The sequence below is a fragment of the Arsenicibacter rosenii genome, assembly GCF_001870735.1.
Taxonomy (GTDB): Bacteria; Bacteroidota; Bacteroidia; order Cytophagales; family Spirosomataceae; genus Arsenicibacter; species Arsenicibacter rosenii.
On sequence record NZ_MORL01000019.1, the window covers coordinates 42,080 to 60,288 of the forward strand.

18 protein-coding genes are annotated in these 18,209 nt (G+C 51.1%); 7 read left to right on the forward strand and 11 right to left on the reverse strand.

Annotated features, from left to right (window positions below; all coding sequences use genetic code 11):
- Positions 1-15 precede the first annotated feature (15 nt).
- The 4 genes from BLX24_RS23340 to BLX24_RS23355 form a co-directional block, all read right to left on the reverse strand.
- Positions 16-279 carry a DUF167 domain-containing protein gene (locus BLX24_RS23340; RefSeq protein WP_071505629.1) on the reverse strand — a complete coding sequence of 88 codons (264 nt, stop codon included), beginning with the start codon at positions 277-279 and terminating at the stop codon, positions 16-18.
- A 163-nt stretch (positions 280-442) separates the two neighbouring features.
- Complete coding sequence (locus BLX24_RS23345) at positions 443-1,354, reverse strand: SDR family oxidoreductase (protein WP_071505630.1); 912 nt, start codon at positions 1,352-1,354, stop codon at positions 443-445.
- 70 nt (positions 1,355-1,424) lie between these two features.
- The gene (locus BLX24_RS23350; RefSeq protein WP_071505631.1) at positions 1,425-2,135 is read right to left on the reverse strand and encodes a peptidylprolyl isomerase; all 711 of its coding nucleotides are present in this window, start codon (positions 2,133-2,135) and stop codon (positions 1,425-1,427) included.
- Between the two features lies 1 nt (position 2,136).
- Positions 2,137-2,763 carry an ATP-binding cassette domain-containing protein gene (locus BLX24_RS23355; protein WP_071505632.1) on the reverse strand — a complete coding sequence of 209 codons (627 nt, stop codon included), beginning with the start codon at positions 2,761-2,763 and terminating at the stop codon, positions 2,137-2,139.
- A gap of 60 nt (positions 2,764-2,823) precedes the next feature.
- Here BLX24_RS23355 and purN point away from each other — a divergent pair, with 60 nt between their 5' ends.
- Positions 2,824-3,387 (forward strand): phosphoribosylglycinamide formyltransferase, encoded by a 564-nt coding sequence (purN, locus tag BLX24_RS23360; protein ID WP_071505633.1) that lies wholly within the window; start codon positions 2,824-2,826, stop codon positions 3,385-3,387.
- A gap of 164 nt (positions 3,388-3,551) precedes the next feature.
- A complete protein-coding gene (locus tag BLX24_RS23365; RefSeq protein WP_071505634.1) occupies positions 3,552-3,932 on the forward strand; it encodes a hypothetical protein in 381 nt (126 codons plus the stop codon).
- Here BLX24_RS23365 and BLX24_RS23370 read toward each other — a convergent pair whose 3' ends face one another.
- Positions 3,933-4,169, reverse strand: a complete 237-nt coding sequence (locus tag BLX24_RS23370) for a DUF4834 domain-containing protein (RefSeq protein ID WP_071505635.1) — start codon at positions 4,167-4,169, stop codon at positions 3,933-3,935.
- Between the two features lie 65 nt (positions 4,170-4,234).
- Here BLX24_RS23370 and BLX24_RS23375 point away from each other — a divergent pair, with 65 nt between their 5' ends.
- Complete coding sequence (locus tag BLX24_RS23375) at positions 4,235-5,032, forward strand: sulfite exporter TauE/SafE family protein (protein ID WP_071505636.1); 798 nt, start codon at positions 4,235-4,237, stop codon at positions 5,030-5,032.
- Between the two features lie 108 nt (positions 5,033-5,140).
- Positions 5,141-7,120: a hypothetical protein gene (locus BLX24_RS23380; protein WP_143092773.1), complete on the forward strand. Its 1,980-nt coding sequence runs from the start codon at positions 5,141-5,143 to the stop codon at positions 7,118-7,120.
- Between the two features lie 10 nt (positions 7,121-7,130).
- Here the strand turns inward: BLX24_RS23380 and BLX24_RS23385 are convergent, their stop codons facing one another.
- A complete protein-coding gene (locus BLX24_RS23385) occupies positions 7,131-8,315 on the reverse strand; it encodes a hypothetical protein (RefSeq protein ID WP_071505638.1) in 1,185 nt (394 codons plus the stop codon).
- Positions 8,316-8,526: 211 nt separating this feature from the next.
- On the opposite strand from BLX24_RS23385, the gene BLX24_RS23390 reads away from it, so the two are divergent.
- The 3 genes from BLX24_RS23390 (at position 8,527) to BLX24_RS23400 (ending at position 12,396) form a co-directional block, all read left to right on the forward strand.
- Entirely contained in the window at positions 8,527-10,158 is a 1,632-nt protein-coding gene (locus tag BLX24_RS23390; RefSeq protein ID WP_071505639.1) for a sensor histidine kinase, read from the forward strand.
- Complete coding sequence (locus tag BLX24_RS23395) at positions 10,155-10,901, forward strand: LytR/AlgR family response regulator transcription factor (protein ID WP_071505640.1); 747 nt, start codon at positions 10,155-10,157, stop codon at positions 10,899-10,901. The genes BLX24_RS23390 and BLX24_RS23395 overlap by 4 nt, the downstream gene beginning before the upstream one ends.
- 70 nt (positions 10,902-10,971) lie before the next feature.
- Positions 10,972-12,396, forward strand: coding sequence for a DUF4932 domain-containing protein (locus tag BLX24_RS23400; protein WP_071505641.1), 1,425 nt, complete (start codon positions 10,972-10,974; stop codon positions 12,394-12,396).
- A gap of 187 nt (positions 12,397-12,583) precedes the next feature.
- Here BLX24_RS23400 and BLX24_RS23405 read toward each other — a convergent pair whose 3' ends face one another.
- From BLX24_RS23405 to BLX24_RS23425, 5 genes are all read right to left on the reverse strand, one after another.
- Positions 12,584-15,214 (reverse strand): ABC transporter permease, encoded by a 2,631-nt coding sequence (locus tag BLX24_RS23405; protein WP_083422137.1) that lies wholly within the window; start codon positions 15,212-15,214, stop codon positions 12,584-12,586.
- Entirely contained in the window at positions 15,211-15,546 is a 336-nt protein-coding gene (locus BLX24_RS23410) for a PadR family transcriptional regulator (RefSeq protein ID WP_071505642.1), read from the reverse strand. Before BLX24_RS23410 ends, BLX24_RS23405 begins: the two co-directional genes overlap by 4 nt.
- Before the next feature lie 277 nt (positions 15,547-15,823).
- Positions 15,824-16,156 (reverse strand): hypothetical protein, encoded by a 333-nt coding sequence (locus tag BLX24_RS23415; RefSeq protein WP_083422140.1) that lies wholly within the window; start codon positions 16,154-16,156, stop codon positions 15,824-15,826.
- Between the two features lie 237 nt (positions 16,157-16,393).
- The gene (locus BLX24_RS23420; protein WP_071505643.1) at positions 16,394-17,374 is read right to left on the reverse strand and encodes a pyruvate dehydrogenase complex E1 component subunit beta; all 981 of its coding nucleotides are present in this window, start codon (positions 17,372-17,374) and stop codon (positions 16,394-16,396) included.
- Between the two features lie 152 nt (positions 17,375-17,526).
- Positions 17,527-18,084 (reverse strand): hypothetical protein, encoded by a 558-nt coding sequence (locus BLX24_RS23425; RefSeq protein ID WP_071505644.1) that lies wholly within the window; start codon positions 18,082-18,084, stop codon positions 17,527-17,529.
- Between the last annotated feature and the right edge of the window lie 125 nt (positions 18,085-18,209).

Genomic DNA, 18,209 nt, shown 5'->3' on the forward strand with positions numbered 1-18,209 from the left:
CCTGCCTCAGGGAGTTTATTTTTTCAGGGAGTCCAGCATGTCGCGGATCGTGGCCTCACCGGCCTCAATCTCAAGCCGCTTATGCTGGCTGGTAAAACCCGAAAGAATCGTGACCCCTGACTTTGGAATACCGAACTGTTTTGCCAGAAAAGCCGTCAGATAGGTGTTGGCTTTCCCGTCCTGAGCGGGAGCTTTGATTTTTACGTTCAACAACCCTGCCTCATCATAAAATAAGGCATCCATCTTGCTCCCTGGCTTTACTTTCACGTGGAGTTGCATACCTCAGACGTTGATGCGATAGTTGAGCGTTACGCCATCGCCTCGCAAAGCTTCTCTGACTCCGTAAATCTTTATCTGGCTCATGGGGTTCATAAACAAAAGCACGACATGACTGCGAGTGGCAGTTGCCGTGCTTCTGCAGTATATAGACGGTACCTGAATACTACGCGTTTGCTGAAATCTGCCCGGCCAGAATGGCGATGCCTTCCGAAAAAGTTTTCGGATCATAGCCCAGTATGGCGTTTGACTTGTCGAGCGTAAAGCCGGTACGCGGCGGCCGCTGAGCTGGTTGGGTGAACGTTGACGAATCCGCCTGAGCGATCAGCGATTTGTCCAGACCAAAATAGTCGGCCGTCTGAATCGCCATTTCGTAGGGTGTCAGTACGCCTTTCCCCGAAATATTGAAAATACCTTCGGCTTCTTTGTCGGCAATCAGGTAACAGCCCATGGCAAGGTCTTCGGCCAGTGTCGGGGAGCGCCATTGGTCCGTAACGACCTTAATGTTTTTACCTTCTTCCAGCGACTTTTTCACCCAGAGAATAATGTTCGACCGGCTCATGTCGTGGGCAATGCCGTAGACGAGCATGGTGCGTGCAATGGCCCATTTGATGCCGGAGTGCATTACGGCCTTTTCGGCCGCATACTTGCTCCAGCCGTAGAAACTGACCGGATTTGGTTCGTCGGTTTCGGTGTATGGGCCTGCGGTACCGTCAAACACAAAGTCGGTGGATACGTGGCACAGAAAGGCGCCGGTTGCCTTGCAGGCCTCAATGATATAGTGAACTGCCAGCACGTTTTGCTGCCAGCAGGCATCTTTTTCAAACTCGCACTGATCGACATTTGTCATTGCCGCGGTATGGATCACCACATCGGGCTTTACCGAGGTAATCACGTCGAGGACCTGTTCCTTGCTCGTAATATCCATCGGCCGGTATTCGTAGCCTTCCGTATATGGTAACCGGTTGTCGCCGCGTGCGGTGGCGATGAGCTCAACTGTTGATTCGTTAACGAGGAGGTCAACCAGTTTTTGGCCCAATAACCCATTGGAGCCGGTGATTAAGATTCGTTTTGCCATAAATCAGGTAACGCATGAGAAAGGTCCTGTGCAAGTAAGGGCTAACCGGTTGAGTTGCCAAAACGTGCCGTTACTTTTTAGCGTAGATATATCCGAACTGTTTCGTGATCTTTTTCTTTTTTATCCATTTCCCCTCCATATTCATCCGGACGTCTTTCTGTGGACGGTCGCGGTTGTCGCGGGGCTGTTTTGCAATACTGTCTACTACCGCAAGGCCATCAATCACCTCGCCGAAAACCGTGTAATTCCCATCGAGGTGGGGCGTTCCGCCCAGCGTTTTGTAGACGTTGGCCTGCTCTTCGGTAGGCAGGTGGCCGTTCATGCCTTTAATGCGGTCGCGTTGCTGAGCCAGCGAGGCTTCGTCCCAGACACGGCCCTGCACAATGTAAAACTGGCAGCTGCTGGAGGCTTTTTCAGGGTTGTTGTCACGGGCGGCTGCCAGTGTTCCTTTCTTGTGAAACAGCTCCGGTACAAACTCTGCCGGTACGCGGTAGTTTTTGCCGCCACTGCCCAGAGCCTGCCCTGGCTGCGCATTTTTTGAGTTCGGGTCTCCGCCCTGAATCATGAAATTCTGGATCACCCGGTGAAACAACAACCCGTTGTAAAAGGACGAATCAACCAGCTTGATGAAGTTTTCCTTGTGCTTTGGCGTCTGGTCATACAGGATCAGGTGCATGGTCCCGTAGTCGGTGGTTAGTTTAACCAGATAATCTTTTTTCTTTTTGTTCTGGGCCACCAGCGTCAGCGGCAACAGACACAATATCAGTAATACCTGTTTCATATCACAATTCAACACGGTTGGCAAATGCATCTTTCAGCCGTTGGTCGTGGGTCACTACTACCAGACTGGCTCCGATCTGTTCTGACTGTTGCCGCAGCAGGGCAATCACCTTTTCCGTATTTACATCATCCAGACTGGAGGTCGGTTCGTCGGCCAGAATCATGTTGGGCTGGTTCATCATGGCGCGGGCAATGCTGACCCGTTGCTGCTCGCCCAGACTCAGCTGACTCGTTTTCTTCGACAGGTGCTCGGCAAAGCCAAGCTGTTCGGCCAGCTGACGGGCACGGGATTTGTCCTGTGGCTTCTGGGCCAGATAGTTGGCTAACAGCAGGTTGTCTATTACGGAGAGCGAACTGACAAAGTGCGGTTTCTGGTAAATAATACCCACATGCTGTGCCCGGAACGCGGCCGTTTCAGCAGGGCTCAGCTTCGTCAGGTCGGTTGTGTTGATGGTCACCGATCCGGTTTCCGGTTTGAGGAGCAGCGCCAGTAAGTGCAGAAACGTAGTTTTGCCGGTTCCTGAGCGTCCGAGGATAAGCAAGGCTTCCCGGTCGGCACAATTCAGGTCCGGAAACGCAAATCGTTTCGCTGGCGAGTAGGAAAATGTCAGTTGACGAGTGGTCAGCATGTTGATTTGTCGGGGCAACGGTTCGGACAAAGTTACGCAAAACTCGTAATTTCGCCCATTATGAAACGTATTGCCATTTTTGCTTCGGGCTCAGGCAGTAATGCCGAAAAGATTGCCGACTATTTTGCGGGTCGCACAGACGTAGAGATCTCGCTTATCCTTTCCAATAACCCCAAAGCAGGTGTCATCGACCGCGCACGGCGGCTGCATATTCCGGTGCTGCTCTTCGACCGGACAACTTTTTACCAAACCGACCGCATCACGCAATTCCTGCTGGCGCAGCACGTTGATCTGGTTGTATTAGCGGGATTTATGTGGCTTGTACCGGCGGGTCTGGTAGCGGCTTTTCCGGACAAAATTGTCAATATCCATCCGGCGTTGTTGCCGAAATATGGCGGCAAAGGCATGTACGGCCACTTCGTGCATGAAGCTGTTGTGGCAGCGGGTGAAAGGGAGTCGGGGATTACCATTCATTTTGTAAACAATCACTACGACGAAGGGGCTCCGGTTTTCCAGGCCAGCTGTGTGGTAGAGCCGACCGATACGCCGGACGATGTAGCGCGTAAGGTGCAGGTACTCGAACACGAGCACTTCCCCCGCGTGGTCGATGAATTGTTAAAATAATGTAAAATGCATGATGAATAATGAGGGTAAACCGGAAACCCGTTAATGTTGTAACGCTGTGTTCTTTGTGCTATACCTCCGTGAGCTCTGTGGTTTAGAAGCAACAGGATTCCGGGAAGATGGCCTCTGATGATTCATGGTCCATAACTATTCTTACACGACTGATGAGAAAAATACTGATTGCAGGGTTGCTGGCGGGGTTGACGGGGTGTTTCCGGCCGGCCATTCCGATTTCGACGCAACCTAATTACCCCGTTGATGTCTTTTACGAAAATCAGCGGCCCGACCGGTCATTTGAAGAATTACAAAAGCTGGAAATGACGCAGGAAACCCTGGTAACCAGCCGTCAGATGGAAAGCGGCCGGATGATCAGCCGTGGAAATAATATGCAGGATAAAGAGTTGTTGCTGGCAAAAATGTCGATGGAAGCCAAGAAGCTGGGAGCAACTGCGCTGGTCAATATTAAGTATACCTACTACACCACCGCTACTGTCAACGGATATACCCTGACGGCAACGGCCGTTCGCTACCGGCAGGAGAACTAGTTATTTTACCTCTTCATAATCAACGTATTCCCCGCCTTTGAAGCCCTGTCCCGGCTTCTGGTCGGGTGTGCGGGGCTGCACGTACGTTTCGCCATCCCGACGTGGCCGGAATTGCTCATTCTGCCGTTTTTGCTCTTTTACCAATTGCCGGCCAACCAGCAGCCAGAACAGAAACCGCCGGACCGACGGGACAAAAACGATAATCAAAAAGGCGATAAAAAGGTACTTTAACATAATTTCTTCTTCTTTTAATCAAAACGTGCCGGGCACAAATTTAGTTTAAACCTTTAGCTTTGCCCAGCATGAACACACAGGAAATTATCGGATATATCGCAGCGTTGGTGGTCGGTCTTGTCATTGGTCTGGCAGGCGGGGGAGGGTCGATTCTGACGGTTCCGGTGTTTGTCTACCTGTTTTCTATTCCGCCGATATTGGCCACTACTTATTCGCTTTTTGTGGTTGGGGTGACCTCGTTAGTGGGCTCAGTGGCCCATCTCCGCGCCGGCCGCGTTGATTTACGGGTAACGGCGGCGTTTGCACTGCCTTCGTTTGTATCGGTATATCTGGCGCGCCGGTTGCTGGTCCCCGCTTTGCCCGACCCGCTGTTCCAGTTCGGGACTTATGCGTTGCCTAAGAGTGAAGCCATTCTCTTTTTCTTTGCCTTTGTGATGATTATGGCCGCCCGCGCCATGATCCGGAACCAGCGCCCCGAGGCCGGTGAAGCGGCCGACGGCCGCCCGCGCTATGTACCGCTGGCGCTTGATGGCCTGGCGGTTGGTTTGCTGACGGGCACCATCGGAGCCGGTGGTGGTTTCCTGATTGTGCCGATGCTGGTTCTGCTGGCGGGTCTGCCCGTACACCGCGCCGTTGCGACGTCTGTGCTGATCATTGCGGCCAACTCATTTGTCGGCTTTCTGGGTGACATTCACCATACTGACCTGAATTACCAGTTTCTGCTGCCCTTCACTGGCCTGTCAGTAATAGGTATTTTCGGCGGGCTCTGGCTGGCCCCGTTCATTCATCCGGCCCATCTGCGCCGGGGCTTCGGCTGGTTTGTACTGGTGGTGGCGGGGTATATTGTGTTGCGGGAGGTGTTGTGACTGAATAACAAGAAGCTGTCCTTTTTCAAAGAGCAGAGATTGACTATCCAACAACTTTTTGCTTTTTTATCATATTTTAAATAGTTCAGTACTCATTGACATAAGATTATGCAAAAGATCACTACGCTATTCACACTGCTTTTTTTCGCAGTTATTGTTATGGCTTCCGCCAAGCCTCATCAGTCCTTAACCAGCTCAGTTGTCAGCGAAACCTGTCCTTCTATTGGCGTTAGTTTTACGATCACTGGCGCAGCGGCATCTACTTTAAACAATAATGGTGTTAGTACAACTGTAGTCATTGCTAATGAAGGAATGATGCAGGTTAGTCCGCTAACGGCTACAATATCAACCAATAACTTGCGCTTTTTAACCAAATGGACGTCAAACGGGAATGTGGCAGAACGCGGGATACCACTGCCGGTCAGTCGTCCGGATGGGGTATCAGACTTGAGCTATTTCAGCAATTCGTATGGTAGCTACTCGCGGATTAACCCCGCAATAAGCGGGTTTACGAGTCAGACGATGACGCCATTTATTGATGCTAATAATAACGGGCAGTTTGATGAAGCAAGTGAGTGTATCGGAGCTCCTGTATTGATTACGTTTGTGATTAACGCCCCTGTCAGTACAACAAACTGTACTGACGTTACATTTAGTTATGTCGTAACGAGCAGTTCGTCTACAACGAATCTGGTGACGGTTGCCAATACAAACCCGTCGAGTTCGACAATTCAGATGACTAGCGGGGACTATTTTCAGGTAGGAGCGCTTACAACCAACACATCTGTGGCAGCTCTCCGGTTCATCGAAAATGTTGCTTTCAGCGGTCCCGTTATTACGGATATGGGCTTGATTACAGCTCCGTTACTTACCTTCAATACAAGCGCTGGTACGTATTTCAACCGCACATATGGACCATACATGTTGCCCGAGTCAAGTATATCTGTTGTACTTAGCTCAACCATTACACCGTATCTTGATCTGAATTTTGATGGTCAGTATAATGCGGGAACAGAGTGCCTGGGAAAACCGGCCTACCTTGTATATCAAATTAAAAGGCCGGTTAGTACGACCATAGCTTGTGCCGATGTTACATTCAGCTATACATTAACCGGCAACACGCCGGTACCGCTTTCTAACACTAGTCCGGTAAGTCCGACAATAATCCTCGGGAGTGGCGGTTCATTACAATTTAGCCAGGGTACCTCAAACGTTCCGCTAAATAATCTGCGGTTCCTTGAAAAAGTAACCTATAGTAGCCCGGTCATAACCGATATTGGGTTGATAACGGCAGCTTCACTGACCTTTAGTTCCGGAGCAAATACGGTCAACAACCGGTATTTTGACCGAAGTGTCGGTCCATTTGTATTACCTGATCCTGCCGTAACAGTAGTGATAAGTGTGACCGCAATACCTTATATTGACCTTAACGGAGATCAGCAATATAATCCTGATAATGAGTGTTTTGGCAAATCATTGACGTATGTCTTGGTTTGTAATAATGCCCTTTTTACGGTACAGTCGGGACCGTGGAATAGCCCGTCGATCTGGTTGTGGGGACGCGTTCCTGATTTGAGTACCCCTGTTACGATTAGCCATACCGTGACAGTACCAAACTATGTGGCGGGACAGGCAAAACAAGTGTCCTATGGTCCGGGAGGCAGGATTTTGTTTCAGAAAGGTAGTTTGCTGCGGCTAGGCGGAGAGCCTTGTAATCCGATGACGGCTGATCCTCATACATTACTGACGCAGAATACGTGGCAGGTTGATGAATTAAGGAGCATGTCCAATAATGTTATTGACTACTACAAACGTGGTGCGACTACCGGTAATACCAGTAACTATGATAACAGCAATATATACCGTTTTTTTGTCGACGGTACAGGAGAGTACACCAATGATGGAATTGTGAAGCCAATTACTTGGAATTTTGTCAATGCAGAACGAACAAAGGTTCGCATTACGGAGTCCGCTACAACGTATAACTGGGAAAACCTTATTTTAACGCCATTCAGTCTGGAATACACTGAATATGCAAACCGGAACGGGAGTAATTTATTAGGTCAGATACGCCGTACTGTGCGCTAACAACGTTGCGCTAATCCTTCGCATACCGCGACCGCAGGCGGCGGGCAACGTCGTCGGCGAGTTCGTCGCGCATGCTGCTGTAGAGCTGCCAGCGGGAAGGCGGATGCAGGTCGGCGGTCTTGAGCGAATTGCCGTTGAGGGCCCGGTCGTCGCCGCTGAACGTTTCCCATTCCGTTACCCAGGTGCGGGTCTCCCAAACGGTTTCTTCCCACACGACTTTGTCCGTAAATGTGTTGAGGGCCCGCATCCGCAAATCGAGACCGGCCTTGATTTCGCGCCGGTGTGTCGTAAGTGTCCCGCTGACTTTCTCCATAATCGCCACCTTGGTCGAGTCATTGATCTTTTTCTCGCCAACCTTGTAGGTTTGATTACTATACACCTTGGTCGATGACGACGAGAGGGTTTCGTTAAACGGCGAATAATCGGTTACCTTCATCTGAACTACCTGATGAACGTTAAAATCTGTATCCACTGCCTGCTGTGGCAGGTATAGCCGGACAAATGTCGAAGGGGTCGGGTTACGTTCGATGTTCCGGAAGATAAGCTGTTCCAGTTCACGGTTGTCGTCGGAGTCGATTTCGCGGGTAGGGCCAATCGGGTCGACAACCACCCGCAGAATGGCAAACGGCAGGGCCTGTGCCGATTTATCCCGCGAGTCACGATAACCGGGTACCCAGTCTGTAGCTTTATTGTAGTTCAGATACGCCTCTTTGGCGGCTAACCGGTCCCGGATACGCTCCGCGAAGGCGTCTTCGGCCGCCTGATAGCGATCTTCTGCCGCCAGCTGCCGGACTTCATGCTGTTGCGTTGCATACGATGCCGGATAGGTAGCCAGCCATGCCGCACAGCTATCACACTGATGGGGCGAGCCACTGCGTGCGTTGTCGGTCAGCAACTGTAGCTGCGTGTACCGCTGAAAAACCGGTTCCCACCGGAACGGATTGGCGGGGTCGGGCCGGGCAGACAACTGCCGGATCGCTGCCTGATGCTGGTTATAGGCGCGGACAAACGCTTCCCTGATAATGATATGGGCAAGCCGGTGCCCGCGTTTGAAAGGCCCCTTAGCTTGTTGGAGCCGGAACGCCGCCCGCTGAACCGCAAGGTCATAATTACCCTCCCGGAATGCGGTTTGGCCGCTGCTACATGCCGACAGCCAGCCCGCCAGCAGACAAATAAATACAATAAGCCGGAACATAGGGTGGGGAGTAGATTAATGACATAGATGGATGGTTGATTTGTAGCATAACGCCTGAGATAAGTTACAATTGTGTGTGTTATGGTAATTTATTGGCAAGCGTTAAGGTAGTATTGACTCACGGAATTCACAGTAGTTTCTGCCAGATTCACAGTTTCGCCTAAACGATCCGGAAAAACCGCAGACCTTTGAGGTATCAGTAACACTAGTCATGAACCCGATACGCTTTTTTCTGCTTTACCTTATCCTCCTGCCTGCCGGCCTTCACGCACAGATACCGTGGGGACGTTACTCACAGAGTTTTAAGGAAGGAGCAATGGACAAGCCGGAAACGGTAGCCCTGATCCTGGCTATTCCAAAGGAAAACAACTCGTTCTGGACGGTAAAGGAAAGCAGTGATCGCTTTACGGAGTTTGCGCGGGATTCGGCCATGACCCGCATTCGTCCGGAAGGAGCTGTCGCGAGGACCACGTTTGATACGGCACGGGCGCAGTTTTTTCTCCATGGTGTCAATGCCCGTAATGCCGCTGATTACCAGTTTCGGGTAGTAGAGTATCCGTCGAAGCGGGTAGTAGTTCCCTGGCAGGCTATTACCCGTTTTACCGATGCCGAACTCAGCAAGGTTTCAGGTTTGCCGCAAATGGCTTATCTGGGCGGTTATAAAACATCTTTAGGCAAGATGCTGATTGTTGACGTCTGCAGGCGGGCAACCGGCGCTATTGTAGCGACGAATCTCATTGCCCGGGAGTCGATCCGGCCCGTAGTTACTGGTATCTATGCCTCGCCCGATCTCGATATTTTTCTGCAAAAACTGCAATATCCCTGGGCTAAAACCAGAACCAGCCGGCTGACGTATTCCCTGGACGGGCTTCGGCTACCGGCCACAAACGATAACCTGGTCTATGTGCTCAAGGCCGACATTTATGCAAAAACGCAGCTGCAATACCGGTTGTTACACGATGGGCAGGTAATTCGGCCTTGGGGGGATAATGAGTACGACAACAGTTTTATCTGGCTGAACAAGGCTGAACCCGGCACGTACCGGCTTCAGATCCGGTATACCGCCCAGCCGCAGCACATCACTGAATGTGGGTTTACCGTCGAACCCGCCTGGTATCAGACCATCTGGTTCCGGCTGGCGATGGGAGGTATCCTGCTGGCCGTTACGGCGCTGATTGTCTTTGTGCTTTTGTTGATCCGGCAACGGGCCAAAACACGGCTGGAAGCCGTCCGGAAGCAAAAGGCAAAAATGGAAATGCAGGTACTCTATGCGCAACTGAATCCGCATTTTGTGTTTAACGCGCTCAGTTCGATTCAGGGACTGGTTAACCGGCAGGACCTCAAAGCGGCTAACGACTATCTGTCTGATTTTGCCCGGCTGATGCGGGAATCGCTTTCTAATGGTAGTAAAGAGGAGGTTCCGCTGGGCAGGGAGTTGCAAATGATGGAAACCTACCTGAAATTGGAGCAACTCCGGTTTGGGTTTCAATACGCCATTGACGTCGATAAACAGCTGGATGTGTTCGGTAATAACCTGCCGCCTATGCTCTGGCAGCCGTTGCTGGAAAATGCTGTCAAGCATGGCGTGGCTTCCTTGCAGGAGGCGGGCCGGATTTCAGTTCGCGTTACCCGGCTGGCCGATAATCTGGTTGTTACGATCACTGATAATGGCAACGGAATACCGAGCCTGGAAAAGACCGGCGGGTATGGGTTGCCGCTAACCCGCAACCGCATCCGGTTGTTAAACGAAATCAATCCTGAACAACCGATCACACTGACGTTTGCCGTTAACCGGCCAACCGGTACCGAAGCGGTCCTGACCCTTACTCATTGGCTTGCATGAAAGCGATTCTGATTGATGATGAACTACCGAACCTGCACAACCTGAAAGCGTTGCTGGAAACCTATTGCCCGCAGGTTGAGGTGTGTGCTATGGCGCAGCATGCCGCCGGGGGCAAAGCGGCGTTGTATACTCATCAGCCAGATTTGCTTTTTCTGGATATTCAGATGCCGGAACAGGATGGATTTTCGCTGCTGCGTAGCCTGAGCAGCTATGATTTTGAAGTCATTTTTGTGACCGCCTACGACCAGTATGCCATTCAGGCCATGCGGTTTTCGGCGGTTGATTATCTGTTGAAGCCGGTTAGCATCAGCGAATTGCAGGCTGCGGTAGACCGTGCGGCAAAGCAACGTCAGCTAAAGGCGCAGAACCGGCAGGTCGGCTACCTGATGCAGTGGCTGGAAGCACAATCGCAGAAGGAAGACCTCCGGATTGCCCTGTCAACGATGCAGGAAACCCGCTTTGTGAAAACGACGGAAATCATCCGTTGCGAGTCGGCCAATAACTATACGACCTTCTGGCTGAGCGACGGTATGACGTTGCTGGTCAGCAAACCGATTTATGAATACGACGATCTGTTGACCCCTTACGGATTCATCCGCTGTCACCAGTCCCATCTGGTCAATAAAGCATTTATCCGGAGCTGGCAGAAAGAATACGGCGACTTCCTGCAAATGACCGACGGAGCACAGGTGCCTGTGTCGCGTGGTAAAAAGGAGGCCGTCAAAGCTGCGCTCCGGCTGTAGCATCGCCCTGTTTTAGTTTTCTCTACAATTTATTAACTCCCTTTTTCTGATGAGATACTTATCAGCTGTTATGCTTATGCTCTTTTGGAGCGGTTCCGGTGCGATGGGGCAGGGTCTTTCCGGTACGGATTCGCCCGTTCGTTTATCCGAAGCCTATGAGCTGGCCAATATCATTCTGGCGCTGACCGACTACGGCAAAACCGATCCGTGGGAGGTATCGCAGCAATCGGCCTATTACCGTGAAGTCCGCACCCATTTTGACGCCTTTACCAACCACCCGCTGCTGGCGAGTGTGAATTATTCGCGGAAGGAGTGGGAAAAGTACCTCAGCTTCCGGACCGACGCCTATGCCTTTGCCTTCGACAGTACCGGCCGGCTGGTACGGCAGTTTCCGCTGATGACCAATAAAGGGGTTAACCCGTTTGAGGAGCATGTGGCACAGGTCGAAGCGTTTGCCCGTGTATCGGGCTTCCGGCAGTTTTACCGCGCGCATCTGCCTTATTATCAGAACCTGGCAACGGCCTATCTGGCTTCGCAGCATTATCCTGAAATGCGGCAGTTTCTGGAAACCGAGCTGGGGAAACAAACTGCTGCCGGTACCTATGCCATTGTTATGTCGCCGTTGGTGGGGCGGATGAACTGCCACCGCACCAACGGCGGGGTTGGTACGGATTTTATCACCCTACCCGGTTTTCTGCTGTCGGGCAAAGCGGTGCAGGAGGCTACGCCGGCCGAAATCGCTTCGGGGACTCACATGTTATTCACCGAGCTGGATCATGCCTTTGTTAACCCGCTGACGGAGCAGTACCGGTCACTGGTGCAGACCGGTTTCGACAACCGGTTGTGGGACGCAGGCAGTGGTTATGAGCGGGATAGCCTGGCAACGTTTAACGAGTACATGACCTGGGCTGTGTATGACCTGTTTGTGGCGCGTTACTTCCCGTCGGTGCCGTCAACAGTGTGTACCGACTGGACACTGCAGAATGAAACCCGTGGCTTTTGGGCAAGCGCTTTGTTTACGCAGAAACTGACCTCACTTTACCGGCAACGCAAAGCCGGACAGACCCTCCGGGATATTTATCCGGTGTTTATCAAACAGCTTGGCAAGCTGCAACAAACCCTGCGGAAACCGGCGATTAAGGCCTGTAACCTGGCTGATCAAACCGTCAGTGACACTACCGCCACTGTTATGATCACCTTTTCTGAACCCATGCACCGGCTGTCGGCACCGGATGTTGTCAGGGTTGCTGAGCATCAGGGGACCACAACGCAGGAACGTATCATGCTGACCCGAAAAGCAAATGAGCTCACCTGGTTGCAGAATGGTAGAGCCGTACGTTTCCGGATTCAGTTAGCCGGCGGGGCGGTTAACCACCTGCTGTTTAATTATCCGTGGAAAACCAGCGTGCCGCTCAGAAGCCGTCAGGGAATTGATTTACCGCCTTATTCGCGTGTCAAAATTACCGTGAGGAGTACGTTGCAGGCCCATAGATGAGGGTATTGACGTTACCTTTTATGCATAATTATGCACAATGTGAATAATGTGGAAAATAATCAGACTATTTTTCATTGCATAAACTTTTTACCAATCTCAGGCGTTTTACCACCATACACAGCAACAAAGCCCGTTTTGCCCTCGCAAAGCGGGCTTTGTGTTTTTACGAAATAATGTTGCTACGGCCTCATTCGCCTTTTAATACATTAGTCGGATTGATCCGGGCCGCCCGGGCTGTCTGAGAGCCGATCATCAGCAAGGCAAACAACATCACCAGCAGGGAACCAATGAGCAATTCGCCCCAGCCAATTGGTTTGTGGTACACAAACCGTGGCAGCACCAGCTTGTCAAACAGCAGGTAAGTAACGGGTAGGGCAATCGCGGCGGCCAGCAGCAGTAACAGGAGAAAATTCTTGCACAGCAAATAAACCAGTCCGGCCTCATCGGCGCCCAGCACTTTCCGGATGCTGACTTCCTTCAGCCTCGTTTCGATGGTAAAAACGACCATGCCGAACAAACCAAGCGAAGCAATACAGATAGCCAGTACCGCAATAAACCCGATTACTTTCACCATGATAGCATACCGGCTGTAAGCCGCTTCGATCTGATCCGTATAAAAACGGGCGTTGATCGGGTGAACCTTGTCATATTTTTTCCAGACCTCGTCAAGCTTCACAAGTGTAGCGGCCATGTCATCGGTAGTCACCTTAAGATTCAGAAAGCCCCACGGCTCACTTCGGGTATAGCGGAACATTACAGGGTCAATTTTTTGCTCCAGTGTGCCGTAATTGAAGTCTTTCAACACCCCGACAATCGCCAGTTTCTGTCCGTCGACTGTTACAAACTGGCCAATGGCGTTGCGCGGGCTCTGCCCGCCGATGTTAAACCGCTTCAAGACTTGCTGATTAACAATGACTTCACGCTCCTGGCCTTTTTCCGGGCGTACGGTAAAGTTGGTTCCGGCCAGCAGCGTATGCTCATGGAGCGGGAGATAATGCTCATCCACCCGGTTTTCCCAAACCAGAGCCGAATCACCGGGCTGGTACTTCATGGTAAACCCGAAGAAACTGCCCAGACTGGTCACCATCATCGACTGCGAAATTTGTTTAACTTCCGGAAGTCCGGCCAGGTCCTTTTTCAGAGCTGCCGGATCAGCACCGTACAGTTTCAGGTTGATAACGTTGTCAGTCGTGAACCCTAAGTCGAAGTGCAGGATCTTTTTGTACTGACTATACCCAACAATAGTCGTTGAGATAAAAATCAGCGAGAACGTGTACTGGGTAACAATCAGCACCTTGCGTAGTCCGAAGCGTTTGCCCGGGTTAAAGGCGAGCCTGGTCTTCATGGCCGCCAGGGCGTTGATTCCGGAGAAGAAAACCGCAGGCAGGAACCCGGCCGCCAGACCGATAACTACTGCCAGCCCGATAAAATAAAGCATAGTCCGAACGGATAAGGTAAGGGATACCATCTCCGTAATTTCGGGGGTAAGTGACAGAAACTCCTTTCGCAGAAAAATATATAACCCAAAGGCAATCAGCAGGCTGGCTAAGGCAATAATGACAGATTCGGTCATGAACTGCCCCATAATGTGGCTTCGCCGTGCGCCGATTACTTTTCGTACACTTACTTCGCGTGACCGGCGCAGCGAGCGGGCGACCGAGAGATTGGTGTAGTTAAAGCAGGCCGACAGAATGACAATGAACGCCAGTCCGCCCAGCCCCCACAACCAGAGCGGATCAACGGTCGGTCCGATGTTATTATTCAGGCCTTTGCTGAATGTAATCTCGCTGAGAGATTGCAGGGAAACCGTCAGCTTCAGGTCATGCAAGGCTTTGTTTTCTTCGGCACACAGTTTGTCGAGGGCAGGCTGAACGGCGGCGGGTGTGGTTGTTGGGGGCAAGGTGAGGTATACGTAATTCTGCCAGATGTTATCCCAGTTGTATAAATCCGGTTGTTTTTTCCCGAGCGTGGCGTCAGCGGAGGCAAATGAAACAAGAACGTCTAAGCGCAGGTGCGATTGATGGGGAACCTCCCTGGCAATGCCGGTTACGGTATACGCCAGGCTGTCAAAACGAACGGTACGGCCCAGCGCATTGTCATCGCCAAACAGTTTCTTCGCAGTTTGTTCGGTGATAACCAGCGAATAAGGCTCATTCAGCGCTGTTTTCGGATCACCGGCTACGAGCGGGAAGGAGAAGACCCGGAAAAAGGAATTATCCGCCCATTTGCCTTCAACCGGAATTTTTTTCTCCCCGATCTGTGCATCTCCCCCGAACCCGCTCCGCAGGATGGTGACATCTTCGATGCCGGGAATTGCGACCCTGATTTGCCGGCCCGCTTTGACCGATGTTGAGGCCAGTTTCATTTCCGGATTGCCGTGCTCCTGATGGTGGGTAATAATCCGGTAAATCCGGCCTTTTTTCTCGTGGAACTGATCGTAGGCCAGCAGGTCGTTCAGAATCGCTATCACCAGGAGGCCAACCGACATGCCAATGGCCAGGCCGGCAATGTTGATAAAAGAAAATAACTTATTCCGCACCAGGTTGCGTCCGGACGATTTGAGATAACTGCTGAGCATGATGAAACGGGAAAGAAAAGTAAGCGGTTGAACAGGACGGATGGTATAAGGGCGCAGAAACTTAATCACATCAATGGCATAGATCAATCGGGCGCGGCGCAGCCCTTTTTCCGTAATGTTACGTTGGAAATACTCGTAAAGGTCGCCTTCAAGATCCTCGGCGAGACGCGGATGGCAATACCATCTCAGAAAGCTGACGGCCCATTGTGGAGGCGTTTCGTCTTGTCGGGTTCTTTTCATGATAATCCTTCCAGATTGAGGCCCGAAATATGCTGCCAGATGGTTTCGCGGATCTCTCTCGACCGCACCAGCGCCACCTTACCCGCCTGGCTGATTTCGTAAAACCGCTTCCGTTTGCCGCCCCGCGTGGCACTGGCTTCACCCAGATAGCTTTTCGCTAATCCTTTTTCTTCGAGCCTGTTCAGAACGGCATGTACCACTCCCAGTTTTGCGGCACGGCCGGTGTACCGCTCCAGTTCATCACAAATGGCCACACTGTACGCATCACGTCCCAGTGCTGCTATGGTTAGTAATACCAGCTCTTCAAACTCACCCAGGTTAGTTCCTTTCATACGTCATTATATAGTTGCTATATTTTCCGTAAATGTATGTATTATATTTATAAATTCTGTATTTGTATGTAAAATGGCTGTTTTTTATAAAAAGTATTACCCTGATGCATAAAAGTGAATAATGTGAAAAATAATCGTACAATTTTTCGGGATGTAAACTTTTTGCTGAACACCGGCGTTTAAACATCATACACAGCAACGAAGCCCGTTTTGCCCTCCGCAAAGCGGGCTTTCTGTTTTTTCTGGTTTAGATCTCCAAAACGCCAGGGCCGTACCCCTAATTTACCGGAACCGGATTTTCATCGATCCCCAACCGTGGCAGGGCTGGGTTGAGCACACGGGGGACAATCCGGATGCGGAAGACTTTTGTACCGGCAATCTCGAAATCGCAGGTGTAAAAGTTACGCTGTTTAACGCCCCGATAAACAGCCGTGTAGTTTATTTTGAGGGGCCAGTTATTAAGTGTCAGCTCGGTGGTAATGGCATCAACGGCTTTGCGTAGGTTCGAAAAAAAAATCGTTACCGGCTCCCGTTGACGAATGGTATTTAATGACCCGATATGCTGAATCGTAATCTCGTATATAACTTTTGTGGTGGTTTTGATACGCATATATGTTACCCTTTTTGCATAATTATCCATAATGCGAATAATATGAAAAATAATTGAACTATTTTTCAAGGCGTAAACTTTTTACTGAACTACGGCGTTTAAACACCATATACAGCAACAAAGCCCGTTTTGCCTTCCGCAAAGCGGGCTTTCTGTTTTAGGGGTCACCGTGGGGAGATGCCATAAAAAAAGGCTGAAACCTTGCAGCTTCAACCTTTTATCAGCGCTACGAAACGCTTATTTTTTGTACATCACAGCGTCAACAGCCTGTAATGTTTTCTTCACGTTTGGCAGAATCACCTCGATCAGCGTTGGTGCATACGGCAGGGGCAGGTCAAGGCTGTTGACCCGGATAACCGGTGCGTCCAGATAATCGAATGCGTTACGCTGGATGTTGTAGGTCAGTTCTGACGAAATGGCGGCCAGCGGCCATGCTTCTTCAACGATTACGCAACGGTTTGTTTTCTTCACTGATTTCAGCACGGTATCGTAATCAATCGGACGAACCGACAGCAGGTCGATTACTTCGGCCGAAACGCCGTTTTTCGCCAGTTCTTCAGCCGCCTGATTGGCTACCTTCATCATTTTACCGAACGAAATCAGCGTCACGTCAGACCCTTCGCGAACGACCTGCGCTTTACCGATCGGAATCAGGTATTCTTCTTCAGGAACCGGACCCTTGTCGCCGTACATCAGCTCCGATTCCATAAAAATTACCGGATCATTGTCGCGGATGGCTGACTTAATCAGGCCTTTTGCGTTGTATGGATTCGACGGAACCACCACTTTCAAACCCGGCGTGTTGGCATACCAGTTTTCAAAGTTTTGTGAGTGTTGCGACGACAGCATACCGGCGTTACCCGTTGGGCCACGGAAAACGATAGGTACTGAATACTGACCGCCCGACATCGACATCATCTTGGCTGCGCTGTTGATGATCTGGTCGATAGCCACCAGCGAGAAGTTGAACGTCATGAACTCAACAATAGGGCGTAAACCGTTCATGGCCGCGCCTACACCAATACCGCCAAAACCTAACTCGGCAATTGGGGTATCAATGACGCGCTCAGGACCAAATTCGTCTAACATACCCTGACTCACTTTGTAAGCACCGTTGTATTCGGCAACTTCTTCGCCCATCAGGAAAACTTTCGGATCCAGGCGCATCTCCTCCGACATACCCTCACGCAGGGCTTCACGGAATTGTATCTCTCTCATGCTATGTGCTTTATGCTGGCTTTATCTACTTATTCGTATGACGGATCACCGAATGAGCGATGGCTGAAAAATCGGCCAAAATTAGGGAAAACAGGGGTATTCATCAAATGACTTTTCAAACAGGTGCCGAACAAAACAATTCCGGACCGGTATTATTTTGTCCAGAGGGCCCCTTCGGACGTGTATTTTCCGGTAAAGGCATCATCCTGGCCGGCGCTCGACAGGTAAGCTGCGAGGTCAGACGGGTCGAAATCAACGCTTTTTCCGTAAAATTTACCGGCTCCGTCGATGGTCAGGTCACAGGCGCGTTCATCCGTAGCACCGGTTGTATTGCCCACGCTCAGCACCCATAGGATAGCGCCGGTCGGGTCGTACTTCGCCAGAAAGGCATCGTTGCCGCTTTTGGCTGTGACGGTCTTGCTGCCAAACGCAGCGGTCAGGTTGCTGCCGGTACCGCCAAAATACCCCAACACGTAGATATTACCCTGCGCATCGGTTTCGACGCCTATCGGGGTGGTGCTGATGCCTGTACCACCGGCAGTACGTTCCCAGAGCAGGACACCGTTTTTATCGTATTTCGCCAGATGGGTATCGGCGGTTCCGGTGGCCGTCAGGTTGTGGCCTGCCAGGGCACCGCCAAACACGCCGGCTACAATAAAGTTGTCGCTGCCGTCGGTTGCTACTGCCTGACCGGGGTTGTTGAGGCCCATGGCTAAGCCTTTCGAGGTCGAGGCTGGTTCGGCCGGTTCCTTTTTACAGGCCGAACCGGCAAAGTAAGGTTAGTACAAGGGTAAAAATGTGCTTCATTGAAAAGTTTACTGGATGCTGGATTCCA

What these genes read in the sequence shown, in the direction of transcription:
- BLX24_RS23340 (WP_071505629.1), bottom strand. Translation starts at nt 279, where the DNA reads ATGCAACTCCACGTGAAAGTAAAGCCAGGGAGCAAGATGGATGCCTTA.
- BLX24_RS23345 (WP_071505630.1), bottom strand. Translation starts at nt 1,354, where the DNA reads ATGGCAAAACGAATCTTAATCACCGGCTCCAATGGGTTATTGGGCCAA.
- BLX24_RS23350 (WP_071505631.1), bottom strand. Translation starts at nt 2,135, where the DNA reads ATGAAACAGGTATTACTGATATTGTGTCTGTTGCCGCTGACGCTGGTG.
- BLX24_RS23355 (WP_071505632.1), bottom strand. Translation starts at nt 2,763, where the DNA reads ATGCTGACCACTCGTCAACTGACATTTTCCTACTCGCCAGCGAAACGA.
- purN (WP_071505633.1), top strand. Translation starts at nt 2,824, where the DNA reads ATGAAACGTATTGCCATTTTTGCTTCGGGCTCAGGCAGTAATGCCGAA.
- BLX24_RS23365 (WP_071505634.1), top strand. Translation starts at nt 3,552, where the DNA reads ATGAGAAAAATACTGATTGCAGGGTTGCTGGCGGGGTTGACGGGGTGT.
- BLX24_RS23375 (WP_071505636.1), top strand. Translation starts at nt 4,235, where the DNA reads ATGAACACACAGGAAATTATCGGATATATCGCAGCGTTGGTGGTCGGT.
- BLX24_RS23380 (WP_143092773.1), top strand. Translation starts at nt 5,141, where the DNA reads ATGCAAAAGATCACTACGCTATTCACACTGCTTTTTTTCGCAGTTATT.
- BLX24_RS23385 (WP_071505638.1), bottom strand. Translation starts at nt 8,315, where the DNA reads ATGTTCCGGCTTATTGTATTTATTTGTCTGCTGGCGGGCTGGCTGTCG.
- BLX24_RS23390 (WP_071505639.1), top strand. Translation starts at nt 8,527, where the DNA reads ATGAACCCGATACGCTTTTTTCTGCTTTACCTTATCCTCCTGCCTGCC.
- BLX24_RS23395 (WP_071505640.1), top strand. Translation starts at nt 10,155, where the DNA reads ATGAAAGCGATTCTGATTGATGATGAACTACCGAACCTGCACAACCTG.
- BLX24_RS23400 (WP_071505641.1), top strand. Translation starts at nt 10,972, where the DNA reads ATGCTTATGCTCTTTTGGAGCGGTTCCGGTGCGATGGGGCAGGGTCTT.
- BLX24_RS23405 (WP_083422137.1), bottom strand. Translation starts at nt 15,214, where the DNA reads ATGAAAAGAACCCGACAAGACGAAACGCCTCCACAATGGGCCGTCAGC.
- BLX24_RS23410 (WP_071505642.1), bottom strand. Translation starts at nt 15,546, where the DNA reads ATGAAAGGAACTAACCTGGGTGAGTTTGAAGAGCTGGTATTACTAACC.
- BLX24_RS23415 (WP_083422140.1), bottom strand. Translation starts at nt 16,156, where the DNA reads ATGCGTATCAAAACCACCACAAAAGTTATATACGAGATTACGATTCAG.
- BLX24_RS23420 (WP_071505643.1), bottom strand. Translation starts at nt 17,374, where the DNA reads ATGAGAGAGATACAATTCCGTGAAGCCCTGCGTGAGGGTATGTCGGAG.
- BLX24_RS23425 (WP_071505644.1), bottom strand. Translation starts at nt 18,084, where the DNA reads ATGGGCCTCAACAACCCCGGTCAGGCAGTAGCAACCGACGGCAGCGAC.